The sequence below is a fragment of the Elusimicrobiaceae bacterium genome (assembly GCA_028700325.1).
Lineage (GTDB): Bacteria > Elusimicrobiota > Elusimicrobia > Elusimicrobiales > Elusimicrobiaceae > JAQVSV01.
The window spans coordinates 1-24,123 of the sequence record JAQVSV010000004.1 but is presented as its reverse complement, the minus strand read 5'-3'; the positions used below and the strand labels follow the sequence as shown (position 1 = coordinate 24,123).

The window sequence follows — 24,123 nt, the reverse complement described above, 5'->3', positions numbered from 1 at the left end:
GATAATCCTATGATTTTCGGGAAAAAGGTTTTCATTCTTCTGTCCGGCACCACGGCGGATCTTGCCATTAGCACGGTAAGACAGCTGGGCGCCGTAATCTCGACCATGGAACCGGGCCGGGAAGACACGCTGCTCGCGGCAAAGGAATTCCTGCCCGATATCATTATCGTTGATCATAACATCCCGGAATTTCAGGACTTGAAAGAATACTGCGAAGGTTATGGCGGGCGAATACTGGCCATATCCAGCAAGCAGACCGCACCGCATGACAAAGACAATCCGCTTTCCGTTCTGCCAGCCGGCTTCACCCCCGAGATGCTGCGCGCGGGGCTGGCTAACGCCATGTCGCTGGTGCAGAGCTTCCGCAACGAGGCCTGGCGGTCGGCCGCATTGCAAAGCATAGGCGACGCCGTCATAGTATGCGACTCCTCCGGCACCATCTGGTTCATGAACGACGCGGCGAGTTCGCTGCTGTCCGCGCCGAAAACGGACTGCGTGGGCAAACGGATTGATCTGGTCTGCGTTTTCCGCAACGAACACGACAGGAGCATCCTGCCCAATCCGGTTTTCAAAGCCATGCAGACTTTCGGGCCGGTAAAAGCGCCTTTCGACATAACTCTGGACAAATTCAACGGAACCGGCATCACCGCCGTGGGAGCGCGCGCGACGCCGATCATGTCGCCGACCGGAGTATCGGGCGCGGTGCTGGTCATGTGGGACGTCACCGAAACCAAGCGCGCCCAGCGCGCGCTTGCCGAAAGCGAAGAAAAATACCGCATACTGGTCGAAAACGCCAGCAGCATAATCCTGCGCGCCTCAGCCGACGGAACGGTTTACTTTTTTAACGAGTTCGCCCAGAAATTTTTCGGGTTCAGCGCGCAGTCCATATCGGGCAAAAACATGGCGGGCCTGATCACCGCGCCGGGCTCGCCGCTTATGAGCCTGCTGCGCAATGTTATCGCCAGGCCCGACACCTACAGCTCGGTTGAAGATGTCAATACGCGCCAGGGCGGGAAACAGGCCTGGATTTCCTGGACGCTGCGCGCGATCAGGAACAACGCGGGCGAGTACGAAGTGCTGTGCGTCGGTAACGACATCACCCGGCTTAAAGCCGCGGAAACGGAACTGCGCAAGGCCAAAGAGATGCTGGAGGAAAAGGTGGTGGACCAGCATCAGGATCTTGAAAAAACAAACCGGTTTCTGCAGATCGAGATTGAGGAGCGGCGCAAGGCGCAGGACGAACTGCGCGGCGCCTACAACGAAATAAAAAGCGCGCATGACAAGCTCATACAGAGCGAGAAACTGGCGGCGCTGGGCCGTTTTTCATCAGGGATAGCGCATGAAATAAAAAATCCGCTGAGCATTATCATAGGCGGAGCGGATTATCTGCTGATGCGCAATCTGGTCGAGCCGGGTTTCCGGGCGCATGAATTTGAAAATGGCGGAGCCGAAGCGCTTTTCCGCCAGCTTGCGGCCGACGGGCTTGCCGGGCCTGTCGCCCCGGGCGCTGACCCGATCGCCGCGCTGAACGGCGCGCTGGAAGATTTCCGGCTTTATGAGCGCTGGGAGCCGCTGCAGGGCCAGAGCAAGATTCCCGCCGAAATCACGGATATGGTAAAGGGCTCCTCCGAATTCCGGAAACTGCCGCCGCAGGAACTGTTGCCTTCCGAAATGAATTTCGTGCGCCTGCTTAACCGGCTGCTGCTTGAATTTTCGTATCCCGAGCTTTGCCCCAAAGATTCCGATTTCGATATCGTGCTGACCCTCACGAAAGTGAAAGACGCCGCGCTGCGGGCCGACATTATCGTGAAAAACCTGCTGAAATTCGCGCGCCCCACTGACGCGCGCCGCACCGTTATGCCGCCCGAACGGCTTGTGGAAGACGCCTGGAGCAACATTCCGCTGATGGAAAAACAGAATGTCACGTTCATAACCGAATTTACCAAAGGCCTTCTGATAAAAGTGGACACCAACCAGATAATGCAGGTTCTGGTCAACCTGTTCACAAACTCGTGCCACGCCATACCGAAAGAAAAAAGCGGGAAAATAACCGTGCGGTCATACGCCGTGTCGGACGATAAAAATACCTGCCACACGCGCTGTGCCATAGAAATATCCGACACCGGGTCCGGCATAAAGAAAGAAAACATGCCGCGTGTTTTTGAGCCTTTTTTCACCACAAAGATCTACGATCGCGCGATCGCCGAACAGGGCGGGCAGCCGTTACCCTCCAGCCGGGACGCGGTAATGGGAACAGGCCTGGGCCTTTCCGTATCCAAATCAATAGTGAACAATCACGGCGGCGACATCCAGCTGTCCAGCGTTGAGGGCCAGGGCACCACGATCCGCCTCACGTTTCCCTGCGCCACAGGCACACCGTAAACTATGCCACTGGAAGAGAAATCCCTGATACTCGACATTCTGATCAGCCGCAATGTTCTGGACGAGAAGAGCGTAGCCAAAATCATAGCCGAGCAGGTAAAAAGCAACACTTCCATAGAAGAAACGCTTGTCGCCCAGCAGGCCGCCACGGAGGAGGACATTGCGCGCGGCTACTGCGATTATTTCAAGCTGCCCTATCTTACCGGCGAAGAAGTGACGAAATACGTCGAGAACGCCTACGAACTCGCGCGCCTGCTGCCCGAACGGTTCGCCCGCGCCAACAAGGTCGTGCCGCTGGAGCGGACCGACGACACCTTGAAAGTCGTTGTGCTCAACCCGTCGGAAATATTCATCGTGCAGGAAATATACCTGTATACCGGGCTCAGGGTTTCGCTTGTGATAAGCACGATGTCGGTTATTCAGGAAGGCCTGAACGCGCTGTACGGCGCGCGCGACGAAGTCAAGGAACTCGCCAGCGGCCTTATCGGCGGATCAGCCGTGAACGAGGAGGAAGAGGAGGATGTGCTCGACCTGAACAAACCCATCCCCGCCACGCGCGAAACGCAGGTCGTGCTGTTCGTAAACAAGATGCTTGAAACATCGCTTCAGCAGCGGGCGAGCGATATTCACGTCGAACCGTACGCGGAGGAAATCCGCATCCGGTTCCGCGTGGACGGCATTCTGAGCGAAGTGCCGCCGCCGCCGAAAAGCCTTTTCGTGCCGCTCATTTCCCGCATCAAGATTTTAAGCAAGCTCGATATAGCCGAGAAAAGGATTCCGCTCGACGGTTCGTTCACGATGCGCTATAACGACAATAAAATTGACGTCCGCGTTTCAACCTGCCCGACGGTGTACGGCGAAAAGATGGTCATGCGTATTCTGAACAAAGCCAAAATCCCGCTGGATTTCTCGGCGCTGGGCTTCGCGAAACGGCAGCTGGACGATTTCATCCGCGGGCTGAAAGCGCCCAACGGGCTGGTATATGTGACGGGCCCGACCGGTTCGGGCAAATCCACCACGCTTTATACCGGTCTGATGCTCTTGAACTCGCCGGAAAAAAACATCATGACGGTGGAAGATCCCGTGGAATACAAGTTCCACGGCATCAATCAGGTGCAGGTGAAACCGCAGGTGGGGCTGACTTTTTCGACCGCGCTGCGGAGCTTCCTGCGGCAAGACCCCGACATCATCATGCTGGGTGAAACCCGCGACGCCGAAACGGCGGAAATCTGCCTGCGCGCCGCGCTTACGGGCCATCTGGTGCTGTCAACGCTGCACACGAACGACGCGCTGTCGGCGGTCAGCCGTCTCAAGGATATGGGCGTGGAACCGTTCCTGCTCTCCGCCACGCTGCGCGTCGTGGAGGCGCAGCGCCTTATAAGAAGACTGTGCCCCAACTGCAAACAGTCCTATTCGCCAACGCCGGAACTGATCACCAAATACGGGTTCAGCGAAGCGGACACGCTTTATACCCACGTCGGCTGCGAACAGTGCAACGGCCTCGGTTACAAAGGCCGGGTGGGCCTGTATGAAGTAATTTATATTACGCCGGAAATCGGCACGCTTATCCAGACCGGCGCGGCGTTGCCGGAACTGCAGGCCGCCGCAAAAAAACAGGGCAACAGATTTCTTTTTGACGTGGGGCTGGATAAAGTGCGCGAAGGTGTCACCAGCCTTGAAGAAGTGCTTACTCTGGCCGCCGCCGAATAACCGAAGCTTCTCAGTTGCGCGGACCGCACTCTGAAAGCCCCCCCGGTTTCAGCCGGGGGGCTTTCTTTTTCTCCAAGACATCCGTCCAGCCGGCGCGCCCGCCTCCGGCGGCGGTTCGCGTGCGATCCCGCAAAAAAACGCCGCGGCGCAGCTGGCGGCGTTGTGTATCGGAAAATTATGGAAAAAAGGTTCAGGTATCCGGCGCAAGTTTGTCGAATATTTTTATCAGCGATGCCTGGTCCGGCACGAAAAACAGATAAAACTCCGCGCTCAGCTGCTTGGCGATCAGCACACTCTGCACATAAATGAACGCGGCATCCGTCTTGGCGAGGATAACGTCGCAGCAGCCGACGGTTTCCGCCTCATGCAGCCGCGGCACGCCCACAATAGCGGTAAAACCCGTCACCATGCTGACGGCGTTGGCGTAGGAACTGAGCAGGATATTGGCGGTTTCCACCAGCGCCGACCTGAACATTTCCAGATTATGCTCGGAAATCCCGGCAAACTGCGTAAGAATTATCCTGCCCAGCTTTTCGGCCTCCTCGCTGGGAACAAGCAGAAACTGCCGGCCGGTTATATCGCCTTTCGTATCCGCCTCAAGCACATAATAGCTGCCGTGATGGCGGAGGATATCGCGCAGTTTTTCCGGCGGGTACAGCCGGACTTCAGGCACCGCCAGTCCGATCTGGTGCCTGATCATCCTGCCGAAAGCGGTGGCGGCGCGGCCGGACCCGATAGTCCCTATCTCGCGCAAAAGATCAATTTTTCTATAGTTGATGAAATCGTAGTTGACGTCGCAGTCAGGCATCGTTGTTTATTCCGCGGAATCTTCGGAAATTTTACGCAAAGCGTCAACCACTTTTTTCTGCTGAAAAGGTTTGACAATGAAGTCTTTGGCGCCCTCTTTAATCGCCTCGGTGACAAAAGTATGCTGCCCGATGGCCGACACCATAATAACCCTGGCCTTGGGATCCAGTTTAAGAATTTCACGCAAAGCCGTAATGCCGCCGTCAATCCCGCCCACGTCGGGCATCACTATGTCCATAGTGACGACGTCCGGCCTGAGCTGCCGGTATTTGTCTACTGCTTCACGGCCATTTTCCGCCTCTCCCGCGACTTCAAAACCCTCGCGGAGCGCGATTTCTTTAAGGATATTGCGGATAAACAGAGCGTCATCTACTATCAGAATCCTTGCCATGTGTTTTCCCTTTTTAATGCCGAGGATTTTTTGCAACTTTTCCAATTGCAATAGTAAGCTCGCGCACCACGTCCGTTTCAAGCTGCGGATCCATCGTGCTGAGCTTAACGTATATATTACCTTTCGGAGTGCTGGCGTATTTAGCCGGCAAACGGTTGAGCGCGAGCACCATAACATCGGTTACACACCGCCGGCAACGACAAAAATCCGGATTTTCGGAAAGAATCTGCTCCAACTCTTCCTCCACCAGATTTTCCATATAATTGTGAAAGCGCCGTCGTTCGCTCATACTGGCAATACCCTCGCTGCGCAAAACGCCGCTTTTCCCCCCGCCAGGAAAACTCTCCGGCAACGCCCCAATCGCGGCATTGTTAGCGGCAACTGCGTTAATTATAGCAATAAATGCAGCACCCCGGCAAAATTCGCAGGCGCATTTTTCAAGTGCGGTCATCCCGGTCTGCCGCTCTTTTTTGAAATGGGCATTTATGTTAATATAACTGTAATGAAACTTCAGATTAAAGGGGAAACCGCATTGATGAAAAAAACCTTGGTAATTATGACGACCATCGCCTTGAGCGCAGTTCTGGCCGCGCCGGCAAAAGCCTCAATAGCCGATGATTTCAGGAACAATCTGACCAAAGACGCGATGGAACCGTTCGCGGCGGATTTCGGAGGCCTGATTGGCCTGTCCGATTTCCATACCGGTTCGGCGGTCGGCTTTCCGGGCTTTGACGTGGGTGTTACCGTCAACGGACAGTTCTCGCCCGGCAAAGGCGACACGATTCTGGAAAGCGCCTCGATAAAAACGTTCGCCGTGCCCATGGTGCAGGCCACAATCGGCCTGCCGTTCGATTTCGAAGCCTGCGTGCGCGGGGTTGGTTATTCCGGCAATACGCTTATCGGAGGCGGCCTGCGCTACGGAGTGATGAAACACACACTGGCCAAGTTCCTGCCTGATATAATGGCCGGGATATTCTATGACAAATTCAAAAACGATTCATTGGACCTTAATCACCTCTCGGCGTCGGTTTCCGCCACTTTTGACCTCCCGTTCGTCAAACCGTTCATCGGCATAGGCATAGACCGCACGAAACTGACCGCGCAGGTGCCATCCAGCTGGGGCCTGCCCGTTGCGGCAGGCGATTCGGTCACCGTAACCAAACCCCGGCTCAGCGCGGGCGTGAACATCACGCCTTTTCCGCTCACCTATATCTATGGCGGTTATTGCTGGCTGCACGGCAACAACGGCTTCACGGCCGGGCTGGGCGCAAGATTTTAGGAAATACAAATAAGGAGCGTTAACAACTATGACAACAGCAGTGAAGGGCAACGCCATTCTGGAAATGTCAGACAAATACGGAGCGCACAACTACCATCCGCTCCCGATCGTAATCACAAAAGCGGAAGGCATCTGGGTCGAAGACCCCGAGGGCAACCGCTACATTGACATGTTAAGCGCGTATTCCGCGCTCAACCACGGGCACCGGCACCCGAAAATAATCGAGGCGCTGAAAACGCAGGCCGACAAAGTCACGCTCACTTCACGCGCGTTTGAAAACGATCAGCTGGGCCCCTGGCTAAAGGAGCTGTGCGAGCTTACCGGCTATGAAAAAGCCCTGCCCATGAACTCCGGCGCGGAAGCGGTGGAAACCGCGGTCAAGGCCGCCCGCAAATGGGGCTACAAAGTGAAAGGCGTGGAGGCCGACAAGGCTGAAATCATCGTCTGCGCGGATAACTTTCACGGCAGAACGGTGACGATTTGCGCCATGTCAACAGAAGCCCAGTACCGTGACGGGTTCGGCCCGTTCACGCCCGGTTTCGTCATCATCGGGTACGGCGACGCGCAGGCCCTTGAAAACGCGGTCGGCAAAAACACCGTGGCGTTCATAGTCGAGCCGATCCAGGGCGAAGCGGGCATTATCATGCCGGAAGCGGGATTCCTGAAAAAAGCGGCGGAAATCTGCAAAAAGAACCGCGTGCTGTTCATCTGCGACGAGATCCAGACCGGGTTCGGCAGAACCGGCAAACTCTTCTGCTGGGAGCACGAAAACGCGCGGCCCGACATGGTGGTGATGGGCAAGGCGCTGGGCGGAGGAGTAATGCCGATTTCTGCGGTCGCCAGCTCAAAAGAAGTGCTGGGCGTGTTCAACCCCGGCGATCATGGCAGCACGTTCGGCGGCAATCCGCTGGCCTGCGCGGTATCGCGGGCGGCGCTGAAAACGCTTGTGGATGAAAAACTTGTCGAGAAATCGGCCGAGCTGGGCGCGTATTTTCTGAAGAGATTGCAGGAAATCAAATCCAGACACATCAAGGAAGTGCGCGGCAAAGGCCTGTTCATCGGGCTGGAACTGTTTCCCGAAGCGGGCGGCGCGCGCAGATTCTGCGAAGCGCTGATGAAGCGCGGACTCCTGTGCAAGGAAACCCACGCGAACGTGATCCGGTTCGCGCCGCCGCTGATCATCAGCCGCAAAGAGCTTGATGACGCCATCGTGAAAATCTCCGAAGTGCTGACCACCCTGTAGTTTCACCTCCGGCGGGGCGGAGAAATTTTCCGCCCCGCCGTTTCTTTCGCATGACAAACTGGAAAGCTGATTTTTTATCGCTGTTTAACGGCTCGGCGCTGGCCAACGCGCCGCTGACGGATTACACGTCTTACCGCATAGGCGGGCCGGCGGAAATGCTGGCGCTGCCGGCCGACGCGCGGCAATTGCGCGCCATGCTGGCTTTCGCCGCAAAACGCGGTATTCCGCTCACTCTGCTGGGCGCGGGGACGAATGTGCTGGTGAGCGACGCCGGACTTGAAGGCCTGGTCTGTTCTCTTGGCGGCGCGTCCGGACGCGCCGCCCCGTGGAAACCGGACCCGGAACCGGCTGCCGGCAGCGTCGGCGGGCTTTACGCTGTTTCCGTAACGGGCGCCCGCCTGCGGGCGGGCGCGGGCGCGCCGCTTGACTGGCTTGCGCGCCGCGCGGTCGCCGCGGGGCTGGGCGGGCTGGAAAAACTTTCCGGCATTCCCGGCAGTGCCGGCGGCGCGGCGTTTATGAACGCTGGCGCGCACGGCGCGGAAACTTTTGATTCGCTTCATTCAGTATCCGCCGTCAGCACCGACGGCGAAACCGAACGCGTTTTTTTAAAAAAAGAACTGATTTGCGGCTATCGCCGGGTATCGGGGCTGGAAGGCTTTGTCATCACCGGCTGCGAATGGGAACTTGTACCCGGAGATGCGGCTGCGCTAAGCGCGGTCCGCGCGCGGATTTTGGCGGGCCGCGCAGCCAGACAGCCGCTTGAGCTGCCGTCCGCAGGCAGCGTCTTCAAACGCCCGGACGGAGATTTCGCGTCCCGGCTTATTGACCAGGCAGGCCTGAAAGGACTCAGGGTCGGCGCCGCGCAGGTGTCGGACAAGCACGCCGGCTTTATTGTAAACACGGGCGGCGCGACGGCAACTGATGTCATGGAACTGATCCGCCGGGTACGCGCGGAAGTGCTTGAAAAACACGGTATCAGGCTTGAACTGGAACAGATCGTGCTGCCGGGCGGACCGCAGCAAGGAGCGTAATCATGCCAAAGGAATTCACACACTGGACCATCGCGGAACAGGTGCGCCGGGCCCGCTGGACGGCAAAAGACCGGATTTCCGAGATAATAGTCGAATATCCCAACATGTACCTGCTGGGCGCGATAGCGCACGACAGCATGTTCTATCCGGTTTTCATGCCCCGGTCGGCCGGATATGAAGCCGCGGCGCGCAACCTGCATGTGGAGGACATAACCGGCCCGTTCCGCGCGCCTGCGCCGCGTTACGGGGAACTGTTCACGCCGCCCGCTATGGCGTTTCTGGCCGGCGCGGTAACGCATATCGCCATAGACGGTATTTTTCACCCGTTCATCCATTATTTTTCCGGCGATTCCGGCAGCCTCGATCCCGCGATAGCGGGCGACGCCGCCGCCCGGCACCGGACACTTGAAACTTTTCTGGACCTGTACTTTTACGGCAGCGTCCGGCTGCCCAATCACGGTTCGCTGCTCGCGCTCCTGCGCGACAAAGAAATGGACAACAAGCCGTTTTACGAGCTGGCGGCGCGGTTTTACGGCAACGGCATCACGGCAAGCCATGCCGAAACGGCATTGCGCGCGCACGCAAAAATCGTCTACCTGGCGCAGAACCGCTATTGCGTAAGCATTGTAAATTTCATCAACACCGCCGCGATCAACGCTTTCAAATCGGTGCGCGGGCTCTGTTATCCGAAAGTGAAGCACTTTGACAGCCCGTTTTTCGATTCCCCGGTCATGTATAAAAACCCGGTAACAGGCGAAGAATGCACGGCCGGCGTAACCGAGCTGCGCCAGCGCTCCGTCACGCTCATCAATGCCGCGCTGGACAATTTTTCCCGTGCGCTGCAGACCGGCGGCGATATAATAGACGACGATTCCGGCTCCGTTCTGCAAAAAGAGGCCGCCGCGGTTGAAAAACAGCGGATGAGCCATTTCGATCTTTCGCGCGATATAGAAGCCATGCTGGCGACGGCGCAGGAACTGCCGGCGGCGCAGGCGGATTGCGCGCAGACCGCTGCCGCGCCCGCCCAGACTGACGACGCGCCCGAACCTGAAACGAAACACGGCGCGGCGCCCGCGCGTCCCGTCCGCGCGCCCCGGCGCAAACAACCGGCCAAACCGCAGAAAAACAAATAGCGGCAGCTCCCGCAACGTATACCGGAGGCGATTCATGAAAATCAATTGCATTACCCGCATATTCCTGTCAGCCGCGCTCGCGGCGTGCGTGCAGCCGCAGCCCGCGCACGCAGCCGGCGCGGCGGAAGAACTGCAGGACACTTTCTCCGCCGTGGCGGACAAAAGCAAGCCCGCCGTCGTCAGTATCCGCAACATGCGCAACGCGCTGGTGCCCCAGTTCTTCTTCTACGGAATGCCGGCCGGCGCGACCCAGCAGCGGGTGCAGCTGGGCATGGGTTCCGGTTTCATAATTTCTTCGGACGGCTATATCATCACGAACGCGCACGTCGTGGAGGACGCCGACTCGCTTGAAGTCATCCGCACGCTGCCCGACGGAAGCGAACGGAAATATACCGCCGCGGTAACGGGAGTGGACGCCGCCCTTGATGTCGCGCTTCTGAAAATCAAGCCGGACGGTCCGCTCCAGTTTCTGACTCTGGCCTCCCAAATCGAAAGCAGGGCGGGACACTGGACCATAGCGATCGGCTCGCCGTTCGGGCTGGCACAGACCGTCACGGTAGGCGTTATCTCGGCGCTGCGCCAGAGCATCATGATAGGCGAGCGGAAATACGACAACATTATCCAGACCGACGCGGCCATCAATCAGGGCAACTCGGGCGGCCCGCTTTTAAATATCAACGGCGAGGTGATAGGCATAAACTCGGCCATTTTCACGCCGTCAGGCGGATTCGCGGGCATAGGCTTCGCCATTCCGTCCACCGAAGTGCTTAAAGTGCTGCCTGATCTCAAACAGGGCGGCAACACCTCGCCCGGCTGGGCAGGCGTGCGGCTTATCCCGCTGAACCGGGTGCTGGTTACGCAGCTGGGCCTGCACGCCGGATTGGGCGCGCTGGTTGACTCGGTCGTGGCGGGTTCTCCGGCGGAAAAAAGCGGCCTGCGCCGGGGCGACCTGATAATAGCGTGCGACGACATGCCGGTACAGTCGCCCACCCAGGTAGTTGAGCTGATCGCGAAACGCAAGCCCGGAATGCCGCTGGCGGTCACGATAGTGCGCGGCAACCGGCAGCTGAAGCTGACGCTGACGCTCGGCAAGGCGCCGGGCATGGCGGCGCAGGCTTACGCGCCGGAAGCAGGCTCCACGCCCGAAGAGTACCGCTGGAAAGGGCTGATTTTTTCCGCCGCGCAAAACGGAGTGACCGTAACCGGTTTTGAAACCGGCTCGCCGCTCGCCGGCTACATTCAGCGCGGCGACATCATAAACAGTATCAACAACACGAAAACCCGCACGGTCGCCGAGCTCAAGCGCGCCTGCGGCAAACTCGACCTTGCCGACGGCGTGGTGTTCGACGTGACCCGCGGCGGCGTGCCGATGTTCATAAGCGTGCAGGTTAAATAACTTCTGCGGGTCAGGATAAAACAATGCACGAATGGGCTCTGGTTGACGCTCTGCTCAAATGCGCCGGGCGGTACGCGCAGGAGAACGGATTGAAAAAGGTGGACGAAGTGGTGATAGTGCTTGGCGATCTGCAGAACGCCGACGAAGCCTGCTGCCGCGACATCTATAACGAACTCAAGGCTGACGCGGGCGCGCTGATGGCGGCCAGCGTGCCGGTTTTCGAGCGCGAAAAAGCGGAATTCAAATGCCGCGCCTGCGGTTCAAAAATCCAGTACGCAGGCCGGGAGAAACTGCCGCCGTCAGAATCGGAAGCGATACATTTCGTGCCGGAAACGGCGGGCATTTACATCAAATGTCCTCGCTGCGGCGGGCCGGATCTGGAAATTACGGCCGGGCGCGGGGTTCATATCCGGGAGCTCAGGGGCGAAAAATGAAACTGGATCCCAGAGCATGTGTCGTGCAACAGCGACTGGCCGGCATAAAAACCATCATCGCGGTCACAGGCTGGAAAGGCGGAATCGGCAAAAGCTCGGCGGCGTGCGCGCTGGCCATGGCATTTCGCGAACTGGGTTACAGAACCGGACTGCTGGACCTTGATCTTACCGGCGCATCCGACCATATAATCCTGAACGCGCGAAACGCTTTCCCGGAAGAGATAAAAGGCCTTAAACCTCCGCTGGTCGAAGGAATAGCGTTCATGAGCCTCAGTTTTTTCACGGCTGAACGGGCCGCGCCGCTGCGCGGCGCCGACGCCAGCTCCGCGATACTGGAACTGCTCGCCGTAACCAGCTGGGGTGAACTGGATTTTCTGGTTATAGACATGCCGCCGGGCATTTCCGACGCCGCGCTCGACTCGGTGAAATATTTCCGTCGGGCGAAACTGCTGCCCGTCACCACGCCGTCGGCGCTGGCGCGCCAGTCGCTTGCGAGGGCGGCGGCGCTGTTTGGCGCGATGGGGCTGAAACCGGCAGGCATTATCGAAAATTTCACTGATAAAAATTCGGAACCGCTGCCGGCGGAATTTGTCTCGCTGGCGAAAATCCCGCACGACAGCGCGTGGGACGCCTCGGTCGGCAACCCCGCCGCCCTGCGCAAAACCGTTTTCTACGAGGCCTTGCGGCAAGTCGCCCGGCAACTGGCTAACTAACCGGCCCGGCCGGCGCGGACTAACCGCACGACCCGGCCACTTAAGTATTTCAGCGCCCGCCAGCGCGCCCGCCTTCTCCGCCATTTCGCCTGCGGCGGTTCGGCTTTGCCGGCGAAAAAGGTGTCGAGATCAGAATTCAGAAAAAAAACCGTCAGCCCAGCTGCTGCTCGAATTCCTCGGCCAGTTTCTGATGTTCGTAAATTTTCCGGTAAAGTCCCCCGGCCGCCATAAGCGCGTCGTGGCGGCCCTGCTCCACGATCCGCCCGCTGTCAAGCACCAGAATATGATGAGCCGCCGCGATGGTCCGGGTGCGATGCGTGGCCATCAGGCAGATCGCGCCCGGAATCGCCGCCGACAGCGCGGCCCAGAAGCTGGCTTCCGTGCCCGCGTCCATCGCGGAAGCGCAGTCGTCCAAGACCAGAATGCGCGGCCCTGCCGCCACGGCGCGGGCCACGGAAACGCGCTGGCGCTGGCCGCCCGACAGAATAGAACCTTTTGTGCCGGCCACAGCCGCCAGCCCGCCTGACAGGCGGGGCAGTTCGCCCTCCAGCTGCGCTATATGCAAAGCGCGGGCCAGCCGGGCCGGCTCAAGCGGCCTGCCCATCTCTATGTTATCACGCACGCTTTCCGAAAACAGCACCGCGTTCTGGGGCGCGTAGCCGGTAACGGAACGCAGCCCTTCAACGGAAAATTCGCGCACGGAAATTCCGTTGACCGTGATCTCGCCCTCGTCATATTCCATCAGCCTCGGCACAAGATTTAAAAGCGTGCTTTTGCCGCAGCCGATCCGGCCCACCACGGCTATCCGCTGGCCCGCCTCGGCGCGGAACGAAATTTTGTCCAGCAACTTATGCCCGGACGCGGGTGCGTAACACGATACATTCTTAAATTCCAGTTCGGCTATCCTGGCGGGCAGCTGGCGCGGACGGTGCGCCGCTGTCAGAGCGGAACGCGCGGACAGCAGTTCCTGCAGCCTCATTATGGACGCTTCGGCCGATCTGCCCGACACGGCAAAATTGCTCAAATCTATCAGCGGCATTACAAGCATCTGCGCGAAAAAATAAAACGCCATCAGTTCGCCCAGCCCCGTGCGCCCGTCAATAACCATCCGGCCGCCGCCCAGCAGAACCGATATCATGCACAAATAGCCGACGCTCGAAAAAAGCGCGCCCATCAGCGCGTTGGAGCGGGTCAGATCAAGCTGTTTTTCGCACTGGGTTTTAGCCATGCCGGCAAATATTTTCTCCTGCGCGCTTTCCTTCAGATTCGCTTTTACGATCCTGACGCCGTTGAAACAGGAATCCAGCGCGGCATACGCGCCGGACATGGCTTTTTGCAGACTGTCGGATTTTCGCCTTATCACATGCCCGGTTCTCACCACAATGAAAAACACCGGTACGGGCGCCAGCGCCCACAAGGCCAGTTTCGGGTTAAGCCACAGCATGAGCGCCAGCACGAAAACCAGCCGCACCACCGACTGCAGCGCCCGGAAAACGCCCGAGCACGCGAACCAGGTCAGTTTGGTTTCGGTATCGTCGGTCAGCCGGGTGAGCAGATCGCCCGCGGAAAACCGGCGGAAAAACCCGGCGTCGAGCCGCATAATATGCTCAAAAACGGCATTGCGCACCTCGTATTCTATCCGCGAATTCATCCACGCGCGCTGGATCATCGCGCTTAAATTTATAACCCCGTTCACCACCGCCAGGCCCGCCAGCATTAGCACATATTTAATAATAACCTGAGCGGACAGATTCCGCTGCAATCCGTCTATAACTTCCTTGATGAACAGCGGCACCGCCGTGCCCAGCGCCGACCCGAGCACGCCAAGCGCCACAATCACGGCGATCCTGGCGGGATGCCGCGTCCAGTACGGGACAAGCCATTTAAGAACGAAAAACATCAGTCCTTGCCTCCCCGTTCAAACTGCAGCCGGTAATACTTTCCGTACAGCCCGTCCGCTGCGAGCAGCTCGGAGTGCGTGCCGCGCTCCAGAATCCGTCCGCCGGAAAGCACGGCGATCGTATCCGCATGACGTATCGTGGCGAGCCGGTGCGCTATTATTATGGCTGTCCTGTTTTTAAAAAGCCGCTCCATGGCGGTCTGGATAAGCCGCTCGGTATAGGGATCAATTGAGGATGTCGCCTCGTCCAGCACTATAATGTCCGGGCCGGACACCATCGCCCGCGCTATCGAAAGCACCTGCCGCTCGCCCTGAGAAAGATTGCTTCCGCCCTCGGCGATTTCCTTGTCCAGGCCGTGCCGGGCGAAAAACTCCTCCAGGCCCGCGTCGCGGAGGGCGGCGCGGACGCGGCTGTCGGGGACGGACGAATCCATCAGCTTCAGGTTTTCCATTACCGTGCCGGGGAACAGATAGATGTTCTGCGACACCAGGCCTATAATCCGGCGCACATTGGCGCGATCGAGGCGGGAAAGGTCGGTCCCGTCTATTGTAATCGAACCCTTGCGCGGCGCGTAGAATTTCAGCAGCAGATTCACCAGCGTGCTTTTTCCGCCGCCGGTTTCGCCCACTATGGCGTAGCGGCCGCCCCGCCGCACGGAAAGGCTGAGATCCCGGAGCACCTCCGGCCCGTCATCGGTGTAGCGGAAAAATACGTTTTTGAATTCCACCGCTTCCCGGAATTCACTCAGAACAAACGGCGCGGGCGGGTCGGTTTCCTCGGCTTTTGTGTCGAGCAGCTCGAAAATACGCTGGGCCGCGGCGAACGATTTCTGCACTGTCGCCATATGCATGCCCAGCATCTGCAGCGGATGGAACAGCTGCTCGACATACATGATGAACATGGTGAGCACACCCAAAGACACCAGCCCGCGCAGTGCCCACACCCCTCCGAACCCCAGAATGAGCGCGATTGTCATGGGATGCATAAACATCAGAAACCCCCAGCCGAAATTCATCAGCCGGTCACCCGCGTACACCTGTTCAAACTTGGCCCGGCCCAGCTGCTCATGCCGCGCGGCCGCCGCACCCGTCCGCAAATACGCCTGCAGGGTAGCCGCGCCGCCCAGCACCTCGGCGATATAGCCGGACAGGGCCGCATTGGTTTTGCGCGCCCGTATCATAAAAGGCCCGCCCTTGTGCGTGTAGTATGCCGACACGCCCACTATCACCGGCAGCGTGCAGGCCACCACCGCGCAAAGCCTCGGGCTGTAATAAAACATTACCGCCAAAGTAACAGCCGTCATGATCAGGTCGGTAAACACCAAAAGCGCGGTCTGCGTAAACAACAGCCGCAGGTGCTCCGTGTCGGACTGGATGCGCGCGCCCAGCTTGCCCGGCGGATTCGCATCGAAATAGGCGATTTTAAGCGACAGGATTTTTTTGTGCATCCGCCTCTTCAGCTCCAGCATGATGGCCTGAGCCATCGCTTCAAGCCGGACGGTCATGATATAGCTGAATACCAGATACGCCGCGCTCACGGCGCAAAACCAAAACACCGCGCGCAGGAGGCCGGGATAATCGGCATGCACGATACAATTATCAACCGCCGCCCGTATGATCAGCGGGCCGGCCAGCTGCGCCGCGGCGGTAACCAGCAGAAACCCCGCCGTTATAAAAAAATCCCGCCGCCGCGACCAGATAAGCCGCATAAGCCGCTTTCCGGTTTTGCGGTAATGGATTTGCTCGCTTGAATCGTCCGGCACCAAATCGAAACGTCCCATAATATATTCAGTTTACCCGTTTTGGATGCACCGCAACAAGCACGCGGCAATGTTTCCGGAAAAAGACCGGACGGCCTAAGCCGCCCGGTCTTTCGGAGGGAAACCGCCGCCGCGCCGCAGAAACTGCCGGCCCGGACTGACGATTTCAGATCACATCACATGCTGGGATTTCTTAAGCAGCTCATCCTTTATTTTCTGGGCTTCCCGCTCGCACTCGCGCTCCACGCACTCGAAATCCAGCTGGTCGCGGCGCAGTTTGATGTTGAATTTATTCTCAAGCCACTGCTGGAAATCATCCATTACCGAATACATGACCGGCGCCATAAGCAGTGTCACAAACAAAGACAGCGCCTGCCCGCCTATAATGACCCATGCCATGCTGCCGCGCACTTCCGCGCCCGCGCCCTTGCTCAGCGCGGTAGGCAGCATGCCCGCGATAATGGTCAGCGTGGTCATGAGAATGGGCCGCAGGCGGGTCTTGTTGGCGGACAGCATGGCGTCGTAGCGTTTATAGCCCTTGGCCCGCAGGGTGTTGGTATAATCAATCTGCAGGATCGAATTTTTCTTCACGATCCCGACCAGCATGAAAATGCCCAATATGCTGAACATGCTCAGCGGCTCGCGGGAAATAAACAGGGTGATAATCGCAAATGGTATCGTAAGCGGCAGCACCGACATGATGGACACGGGATAAATAAAACTCTCGAACTGGGCCGCCAGAATCAGGTAAATAAAGATGAACGCCATGGCAAACGCCGTCACGAAACTGGCGAGCATCTTCTGCAGTTCCTTGCCCTTTCCGCGCGGCATGGCGACATATTCCTTGGGCGCGTTCTGCAGCGCAAACTCCGCCCGGCAAATATCGTAAGCCCTGTTAAGCGGCACGCCCTCGAGGTTCGATTCCACGGTGACACGGCGCAGCCGGGCGGTATGCTCGATCTGCGTGGGACCGAACGCCGGCTTGATGGTGGCCACACTGTCAAGCCGGACAAGTTTTTTGTCCTCCGTGGGAATCGCCATTGCCGAAATCGTTTCAATGGAGTTGCGCATCTCCGCCTCCGCGCGGATACGCACCTCGTAAAGCTCCTCGCCTTCCTTATATTTGGTGATATCCTCCTCGCCGCCGACCATCGTGCGCAGCGCGTTGGCGATATCGGATATTTTCACTTTCAGGCCGTGCGCCTTCTCACGGTCAATTTCCACCGTATATTCAGGTTTGGCGAATGAAACGCTCAGATCCACATCCACAAAACCCGGCGTCTTGCGCAGCCTGGCAGCCACCGCGTCGGCATATTCGCGCAATTTATTCAGATCAGGCCCGGAAATCATGAATTCCATCTGTTTTTCATTGCCGCCGAATCCGCCGGCCACGTTGACCGACATCCGCAGTTCCTTGTATTTTCCGAAAAGTTTACGCACGGCGGACATGATTTGCGCCATCCCCTCTTTTCGCTTTGTCACATCCACCAGCTCGACCGTAATGCTGGCCTGGTTGGAAGACGCGGACTGAAACCCGTTTGAAATGCCTATCGTGGTCAGCAGATTGAGAATATGCGGCATGGTTTTGATCTCGCCTTCCAGCTGCCGCATTATTTTCTGCATCTTTCTGATGCTGGTGCCTTCCGGCGCGTTGATGTTGACTATGAACTGGGAAGTGTCCTCCTGCGGAGCGAAATCCTTGCCGATCCCCTTCAGCATCGGCAGGGCCGACAGCGATATCCCGATAAAAAGCAGGATCATTTTCCACCTGTTCGCCAGCGCCCACTCGAGCGCGGCGATATAAGGCCGGGCAAGGCTGTCGTTTACATGGTCGGTGAATTTTTCCAGCCGGCCTTTCGCGCCGTGTTTCACTTTCAGGAACAGCGACGACAGCATTGGCGTAAGCGTAAGCGCCACGAAAGTGCTTATTACAATCGCGCCGGCGATGGTCAGCCCGTAGCTTTTGAAGAACCGGCCCACGATTCCGCTCATGAACGCCAGCGGAATGAAAATAACAAGCAGCGAAGCCGACATGGTGATAACCGCGAACGAAATTTCATCGGCGCCTTCCAGCGCGGCTTTAAGCGGCGTTTTGCCGTATTCGTCCATATGCCGGTAGATGTTTTCAAGCATGACTATGGCGTCGTCAATGACTATGCCCACGGCGATGGTCAGCGCGAGCAGCGTGATATTGTTAAGGGTAAAGCCCAGCAGATCGAGGATGGTGAACGTGCCGATAATGGAAGTCGGTATCGCCAGCGATGAAATGATCGTGGAACGCCAGTCGCCCAGAAACAGAAGCACGGCCAGCGCCGCAAAAATGCTGCCCAGCACAAGATGCTCCTCAACGGCGGAAACCGACGCTTTTATGTATACGCTCTGGTCCGCCACGATGCTGTAACGCACTCCGCCCGGCAGATACGGCGTGATGATGGCCAGTTTGTCCTTGACCCGCCTCACCACTTCCACCGTGTTGGAACCGGACTGCTTGACCACTTCCACATTCACGCACGGCTGGCCGTTGAAATAGGCCGCGTCGGTCATATACTCGCCGGTGTCCTCCACGCGCGCCACATCGGAAATGCGGATCGGGGAACTGTTGACCGTTTTGATCACAATGTCATTAAACTGCCGCACCGATTTGATGCGGCCCAGCGTACGCAGCGTGTAATCGCGGCTTTCCTGCTCGACTCGCCCGCCGGGGATTTCGATATTCTGCTGCTGCACCGCCTCTTTCAAATCCTTGATCGAGATGTTGAGCGCCGAAAGCCGCACGGGATCCACCACTATATGGATTTCGCGCTGGCGCCCGCCGATCATATCCACGGAACCCACTCCGCCCACATTCTCCAGCTGCTCCTTGATTTTCTTGCGCGTGATTTCGGTGAGATCAACCAGCCCCCGGTCGCCGTACACGGCGATATTAAGAACAGGTATCGCGCCCATTTCCAGCTTGCTGATCACCGGCGGCTCAAACCCGTCGGGCAGATCGCGCTGGACACCGGCCACCTTATCGCGCACGTCCTGAGCGGCCACGTCAACGTTTTTTTCCATGTCGAACTTGATCATCACGGTCGAAACGCCTTCCGCGCTGTACGAGTTCATCTCGTCAATGCCTTCAATGGTGTTGGCGCCCTCCTCGATAATCTTCGTCACCGAGGTTTCTATTTCTTCCGGGCCGGAACCGGCCAGCACCGTATTGACCAGCACAAACGGAAATTCCACGTTCGGATAAAGATCAATGCCTAGCCTGACAAAAGAAAATATGCCCAGCACCACAATGGTCAGAATCATCATGACCGTCATCACCGGACGTTTAATGCACAAATGGGTTAATTTCATAGTAATTTGATCCCGCGGTACTCGTTATAAACTGAAATGGAGCCGCCTCAGCAGACAGACACCGCTCAGGAAACTATTTTTATGCGGCTGCCGTTCTGCAAACCATACAGCCCGAACACTATGATCCTGTCGCCGGGCCTGATGCCTTTGACAATTTCGATGTAATCCCTGGTTTCTATGCCGGCGGTAACGGCGATTTTCACCGCGCGGTTATCCTTGTCGGCAAGAAACACATATTTCTGCCCTTCCTCCGTCACCAACGCGTCAAGCGGCACAGCCACGGCATCATCATGCCGTTTCAAAATCAGGGAGACATGCCCGAACATGCCGGTTTTAAGCAGTCCGGCCCCGTTGTCTATAAGGATTTCGGCTACGGTGCTCAGGCTCGCCTCGTCCACTACGGGGCTCAGTTTGTATATCCTGCCCCTGAAAACCCTGCCGGGATAAGCCGCCGTTTCAATGCTTGCGGGCTGGCCTTTGAAAACCATGCCGAGATAGCGCTCCGGGATATTGACGCTCATACGTATTTTAGTCTGGTTCACCACGCTCGCTATCGGAGTCTGCATGCTGACGTTGGTGCCCACGTCCTGATAGATCATGCCGATCACCCCGTCTATGGTGGCCGGCACCACCATGGGCTTGTGCACCACGCCCACTTCATCGCGCTCGATCAGGGCAATCGTCTGGTCTTTCTTCACGGAATCGCCTTCCGAAAGCAGATTCTGGCGCAGTTTGCCAGCCGCGCGCGGAAATATCACCGCTTCCTGCCAGGCTTTGGCGTTACCGGGCAGAATAATGCTGTTTTCAAGCGTTCTGCGTTCAGCCACGCCGGTTTTTACGGTGAACACGCTGGTTTCCAGATCATTTAGAGAGCTTCCGTTTCCGTTCCCGCACCCGGCGCAGGCCAGAACCGAAACTCCCGCAAGCAGTGCCAGTATATTAGTTTTAATTGCTTTCATAGTTATTCTCCGGTCGCCCATTTGATCTGGGCCAGCGCGACAAACGCGTCGCGCATCGCTGTTACATAGTATAGCTGCGCCTTGTTAAGCGCCAAAGTGGCGTCATTAAGCTCCAGCTGGCTTGCCAGCCCCTGCAGATAGCGCAGATTGTCAGAATGCACAACCTTTCTCGCCTGCTCGGTGGATTTGAGCTGCGAATTGACCCGCCGCAACGCCTGCCGGTAATCCAGCCACGCCTGCTTCACTTCGGATTTTACCTGCCGCACCAGATTCGCGTCATCTTCAATGCTCTGCTGATAGGCCAGATCCGCCTGTTTGACCTGCGCCACCGTCCTGCCGCTCTGAAACAGCGGATAACTGAGGTTTAATCCCGCTGAGGTGGAGAAGTTATACTCGTTGCTGTCAGGCGTAAGCTTGTCTGTGCTGGCACTGTAGCCGCTCAGCATGAAAGCATAGATGTCCGGATAAAAACCGCCTTTTTTCAGTTTCATCTGGGCTTTCGCCATTTCGATCGCCAGCTTCGACGCTTTCAGCTCGGTCCGGTTCTGCAGCGCAAGCGCGTAAAGTTCGTCCAGTTCCGGTTCCGGCGCAAGGGTTTTCGTTATGGTGTCGGTTATATTGATAGGGTTCTGCGGGTCGCGCCCGAGCAGGGTGTTAAGGCTCAACAGCCCTGTTTCCACGAGGTTTTCGGCCTCAATGACAGCAGGAACCTTGTTGGAAACCTCCACTTCCTGCCGGGTGACTTCTATATCGCCTACAAGCCCTTTGTCGAATTTCTCGCGCATTTCATCAAGATGCAGATTGGCCAGCGTGTAAGCCTCGCTTTCTATTTCCACCGTGGCGGACGCCGCCATGATGTTGTAGCAGATCTGCCGCACGCTCCGCGCCACCTGGCGCCTTAAAATCTCGGTATTGGTCTGCCCCTGTTCCGACAGGATTTCCGACATCTTTATCGCCGCCCTGACCTTGCCGCCGCCCCAGACGATCTGGTCCAGCTGAATGTTGCCGGAATAGGCATTGTCGTTCGAAGTGTAAATCTTCTGGCCCGCCATGAAAAAAGCTGATTTTTTCAGATTGCGGGTATACCCGGCGCTCAGCGTTACCGACGGATAGGCATAGGATTTGTATTCCCTGATCTGCGCCTCGTAAATATCGCTCGTGTACTGCGCGTCAACAACCGAGGTGTTGTTTTCAAGCGCCAGAACAACGGCCTGTTCAATACTAATATCCTGCACAGGCAAATCCTTCGCTGTAATGGCGGGAACAAATAACAGCAAAACCGACAATGCGTGTATGGGTTTCATAATCAAGGCTGCACTCCATTCAAAATCAGCTGGGTCATGCGTTCGGGAAAATCGCCGGGGATATCGCTCATTTTCCCGTGCGAAGACATGAAAAGCAGGTTCAACGATACGGCGTGCACCATAAACTCGATCGTCTGCGCACTGCCTTTGCGGATCTCGCCGTTGGCTTCCGCCTCGCCCAGAATCTTGAGCATCATGTTCCGCCCGGTGTTTTGGATATCGCAGAGCAGCTGGCCAAGCCGGTCCCTGTTATCATTGCCTATGGTGCGTATAATCAGCTTGGAGATTTGAGGAGTTCTGCGCATATCCTCAATTTCATGGCGGAACTTGCCTTCTATGATTTCCCGCAGGCTGAGGCCCGATGCCTTGCGCTCGGCGTACAGTTCATCAACATGAATTTTCACTTCGGCAAACAGCTGGGCGCAAAGGTCTTCCTTATCCTTAAAATAGTAGTACAGCACGGGTTTGGAAACATTCACCCGTTCCACAATTTCCCGCACGGATACTGCGTCAATGCCTTTCTCCGCTATCAGCTCAAAAGCCGCATGGAGCAGTTTCTCGCGTATCTCGCGTGGTTTTAAATTTTCTTCCGCTGAAGACATTTTTTTCCTGCCATTAACCTTATATTACCTACCGGTAAGTATAACAGAAATTTCCAGGTTCGTCAATAATGCTTTTTAGGCAGGCTTTACGGTCGTCAAAGAAGAGCTGGCTATCAAAAGATACGGATTAATCCGCGAAAACACCATCGGAAGTACCTATAATATCAATGGAAATACCGGCTTTGGCATGGCGCAGTTCGGCGCGAATTCCGTAAACATCAGTTAAAGCGGTTTCGGTTATAACCGCCGCGGGACTGCCCTGCGCGTAAACAGACCCGTCCTTAAGCAGCAGAATTTCATTGCAGTATCTGGCGGCCAGCGCGATATCATGGGTTACCGCCACAATGGCGACCCCGCTTTCCGAAAGACTTTCCAGCAGCTCAAAAACGCCCGTCTGGCAGGTGATGTCCAGGTGCGAAGTGGGTTCGTCAAGAAACAGAATTTCCGGCTCCTGAGCCAGCGCCTGCGCAATAAAAACTTTCTGCTGTTCGCCGCTGGAAAGTGAATTGACCGCCCGGTTCCGCAGGCTGGCAAGCCCCAGTTGCAAAATAGCGGATTCAACAGCCCGGCTGTCGCTTTCACGCGCGCCGCCCCACCATCCCATTTTAGGGGCGCGACCCATGAAAACCGTTTCATACACGGTAAAATCAAAAGGCATCTGCATGGAAGCCGGTACCAGCGCGGCGATACTGGCCCGGGCGCGCGGACTGTATGCGGCAACCGGTGTTCCTTTCAACAGCGCTTCTCCGCTTTGCGGCGCGAGCAGGCCCGCCAACAGTTTAAGCAGCGTGCTTTTGCCCGACCCGTTCGGACCGGTAACCGCCAGAAACGCGCCTTTTTCAAGCCGGAAACTGACATTTTTCAGCACCGGAACCGCGCTGTAGGCAAAACACAGATTCCTGGCGCGCAGTATTCCCATCAGAACCGGTACTCCCCGCACTGTTTCCGCATCACATAAAGGAAAAAAGGCGCGCCGCAAAGCGCAGTCAGAATACCAACAGGTATTTCAGCCGGCGCGGCGACGCTGCGGGCGATTGCGTCCATCGCCGCCAGAAACGCCGCTCCGCACAAAACCGATGCCGGAAACAGTTTTTTATGCCCCGGCCCCATGAAAATCCGCATCGCATGCGGAACAATCAGCCCCGCAAACCCGATCACTCCGCTTACGGCGACCGCCGCCGCGGTCATAAGCGCGGCCGACCCGAACATCAGCAGTTTCAGTTTTTCAGGATTAACGCCCAGCGCAAAAGCCTTGTCCTCGCCCAGGGCGAGCGTGTCTATCGCGCGCGCGGGCAGATACCCGGCAACCGCGCCCAGAACAAACAGCAGACCCGCATACACCCACAACGGCCCGTTGCCTTCGGTCACGCTGCCCATCATGAATATCAGAACCGAAAAACCTTCGTTGCGCAAAACGGTAAAGAGCAGCAGTATCACCGCGCCCAGAAAACTGTTTACAATCACCCCGGCCAGCAGAAGATTAACGCCCGGCGCGCGGCCTTTCACCCGCGCCAGGAAATAACTGGCCGCAGTGGCAAAAAACGCGCCCAGCCCGGTAACCAGATAAAACAGCGGCGAACCGTTCGTCAGTCCCGCCAGCGCCGCCAGCATAAAACCCACCGCCGCGCCCGCCGAAGTGCCTAATATGTAAGGATCCGCCAGCGGGTTCCGCAACGCGCCCTGCATAACCGCACCGGATCCCGCCAAAGCCCCCCCCGCCAATAACGCCATCAAAAC

The 24,123-nt window shown here is 57.4% G+C and carries 20 protein-coding genes; 9 read left to right on the top strand and 11 right to left on the bottom strand.

The genetic code is table 11. The annotated features are described in order from the left end of the window. Window positions 1-9 precede the first annotated feature (9 nt). Both PHW69_01100 and PHW69_01095 read left to right on the top strand, forming a co-directional pair. Complete coding sequence (locus PHW69_01100; protein MDD4003783.1) at window positions 10-2,382, top strand: PAS domain S-box protein; 2,373 nt, start codon at window positions 10-12, stop codon at window positions 2,380-2,382. A gap of 3 nt (window positions 2,383-2,385) precedes the next feature. After that, window positions 2,386-4,092 (top strand): GspE/PulE family protein, encoded by a 1,707-nt coding sequence (locus tag PHW69_01095; GenBank protein MDD4003782.1) that lies wholly within the window; start codon window positions 2,386-2,388, stop codon window positions 4,090-4,092. A gap of 190 nt (window positions 4,093-4,282) precedes the next feature. Here the strand turns inward: PHW69_01095 and PHW69_01090 are convergent, their stop codons facing one another. Genes PHW69_01090 through PHW69_01080 form a run of 3 tightly spaced genes read right to left on the bottom strand, consistent with a single transcriptional unit; the run spans window position 4,283 to window position 5,741 of the window. Continuing rightward, window positions 4,283-4,900: a chemotaxis protein CheC gene (locus tag PHW69_01090; protein ID MDD4003781.1), complete on the bottom strand. Its 618-nt coding sequence runs from the start codon at window positions 4,898-4,900 to the stop codon at window positions 4,283-4,285. 6 nt (window positions 4,901-4,906) lie between these two features. Then, on the bottom strand, window positions 4,907-5,290 hold the full coding sequence (locus PHW69_01085) for a response regulator (protein ID MDD4003780.1): 384 nt from the start codon (window positions 5,288-5,290) through the stop codon (window positions 4,907-4,909). A gap of 13 nt (window positions 5,291-5,303) precedes the next feature. Beyond that, complete coding sequence (locus PHW69_01080) at window positions 5,304-5,741, bottom strand: late competence development ComFB family protein (GenBank protein MDD4003779.1); 438 nt, start codon at window positions 5,739-5,741, stop codon at window positions 5,304-5,306. A gap of 51 nt (window positions 5,742-5,792) precedes the next feature. Here PHW69_01080 and PHW69_01075 point away from each other — a divergent pair, with 51 nt between their 5' ends. The 7 genes from PHW69_01075 to PHW69_01045 are packed head-to-tail and all read left to right on the top strand — an operon-like array spanning window position 5,793 to window position 12,519. Continuing rightward, window positions 5,793-6,569, top strand: a complete 777-nt coding sequence (locus PHW69_01075; protein ID MDD4003778.1) for a hypothetical protein — start codon at window positions 5,793-5,795, stop codon at window positions 6,567-6,569. Window positions 6,570-6,597: 28 nt separating this feature from the next. Then, window positions 6,598-7,812 carry an ornithine--oxo-acid transaminase gene (gene rocD, locus PHW69_01070; protein ID MDD4003777.1) on the top strand — a complete coding sequence of 405 codons (1,215 nt, stop codon included), beginning with the start codon at window positions 6,598-6,600 and terminating at the stop codon, window positions 7,810-7,812. A gap of 50 nt (window positions 7,813-7,862) precedes the next feature. After that, window positions 7,863-8,843, top strand: a complete 981-nt coding sequence (gene murB / locus PHW69_01065) for a UDP-N-acetylmuramate dehydrogenase (protein MDD4003776.1) — start codon at window positions 7,863-7,865, stop codon at window positions 8,841-8,843. A 2-nt stretch (window positions 8,844-8,845) separates the two neighbouring features. Then, on the top strand, window positions 8,846-9,976 hold the full coding sequence (locus tag PHW69_01060) for a zinc dependent phospholipase C family protein (protein ID MDD4003775.1): 1,131 nt from the start codon (window positions 8,846-8,848) through the stop codon (window positions 9,974-9,976). A 34-nt stretch (window positions 9,977-10,010) separates the two neighbouring features. Further along, entirely contained in the window at window positions 10,011-11,372 is a 1,362-nt protein-coding gene (locus PHW69_01055; GenBank protein MDD4003774.1) for a trypsin-like peptidase domain-containing protein, read from the top strand. Window positions 11,373-11,395: 23 nt separating this feature from the next. Beyond that, entirely contained in the window at window positions 11,396-11,806 is a 411-nt protein-coding gene (locus tag PHW69_01050; GenBank protein ID MDD4003773.1) for a hydrogenase/urease maturation nickel metallochaperone HypA, read from the top strand. Then, a complete protein-coding gene (locus PHW69_01045) occupies window positions 11,803-12,519 on the top strand; it encodes a P-loop NTPase (GenBank protein MDD4003772.1) in 717 nt (238 codons plus the stop codon). The genes PHW69_01050 and PHW69_01045 overlap by 4 nt, the downstream gene beginning before the upstream one ends. A 151-nt stretch (window positions 12,520-12,670) precedes the next feature. Here PHW69_01045 and PHW69_01040 read toward each other — a convergent pair whose 3' ends face one another. The 8 genes from PHW69_01040 to PHW69_01005 all read right to left on the bottom strand — a co-directional run. Then, window positions 12,671-14,419, bottom strand: coding sequence for an ABC transporter ATP-binding protein (locus PHW69_01040; protein ID MDD4003771.1), 1,749 nt, complete (start codon window positions 14,417-14,419; stop codon window positions 12,671-12,673). Beyond that, window positions 14,419-16,200: an ABC transporter ATP-binding protein gene (locus PHW69_01035; GenBank protein MDD4003770.1), complete on the bottom strand. Its 1,782-nt coding sequence runs from the start codon at window positions 16,198-16,200 to the stop codon at window positions 14,419-14,421. The genes PHW69_01040 and PHW69_01035 overlap by 1 nt, the downstream gene beginning before the upstream one ends. Before the next feature lie 150 nt (window positions 16,201-16,350). Beyond that, window positions 16,351-19,521 carry an efflux RND transporter permease subunit gene (locus PHW69_01030; protein ID MDD4003769.1) on the bottom strand — a complete coding sequence of 1,057 codons (3,171 nt, stop codon included), beginning with the start codon at window positions 19,519-19,521 and terminating at the stop codon, window positions 16,351-16,353. 65 nt (window positions 19,522-19,586) lie between these two features. Beyond that, entirely contained in the window at window positions 19,587-20,480 is an 894-nt protein-coding gene (locus tag PHW69_01025) for an efflux RND transporter periplasmic adaptor subunit (GenBank protein ID MDD4003768.1), read from the bottom strand. A 2-nt stretch (window positions 20,481-20,482) separates the two neighbouring features. Continuing rightward, complete coding sequence (locus tag PHW69_01020) at window positions 20,483-21,784, bottom strand: TolC family protein (GenBank protein MDD4003767.1); 1,302 nt, start codon at window positions 21,782-21,784, stop codon at window positions 20,483-20,485. A 2-nt stretch (window positions 21,785-21,786) separates the two neighbouring features. Further along, window positions 21,787-22,386 (bottom strand): TetR/AcrR family transcriptional regulator, encoded by a 600-nt coding sequence (locus tag PHW69_01015; GenBank protein ID MDD4003766.1) that lies wholly within the window; start codon window positions 22,384-22,386, stop codon window positions 21,787-21,789. A gap of 127 nt (window positions 22,387-22,513) precedes the next feature. Next, entirely contained in the window at window positions 22,514-23,305 is a 792-nt protein-coding gene (locus PHW69_01010) for an ABC transporter ATP-binding protein (GenBank protein ID MDD4003765.1), read from the bottom strand. Then, a partial coding sequence (locus PHW69_01005) for an iron ABC transporter permease (protein MDD4003764.1) occupies window positions 23,305-24,123 on the bottom strand: 819 nt, incomplete at its 5' end. The genes PHW69_01005 and PHW69_01010, both read right to left, overlap by 1 nt.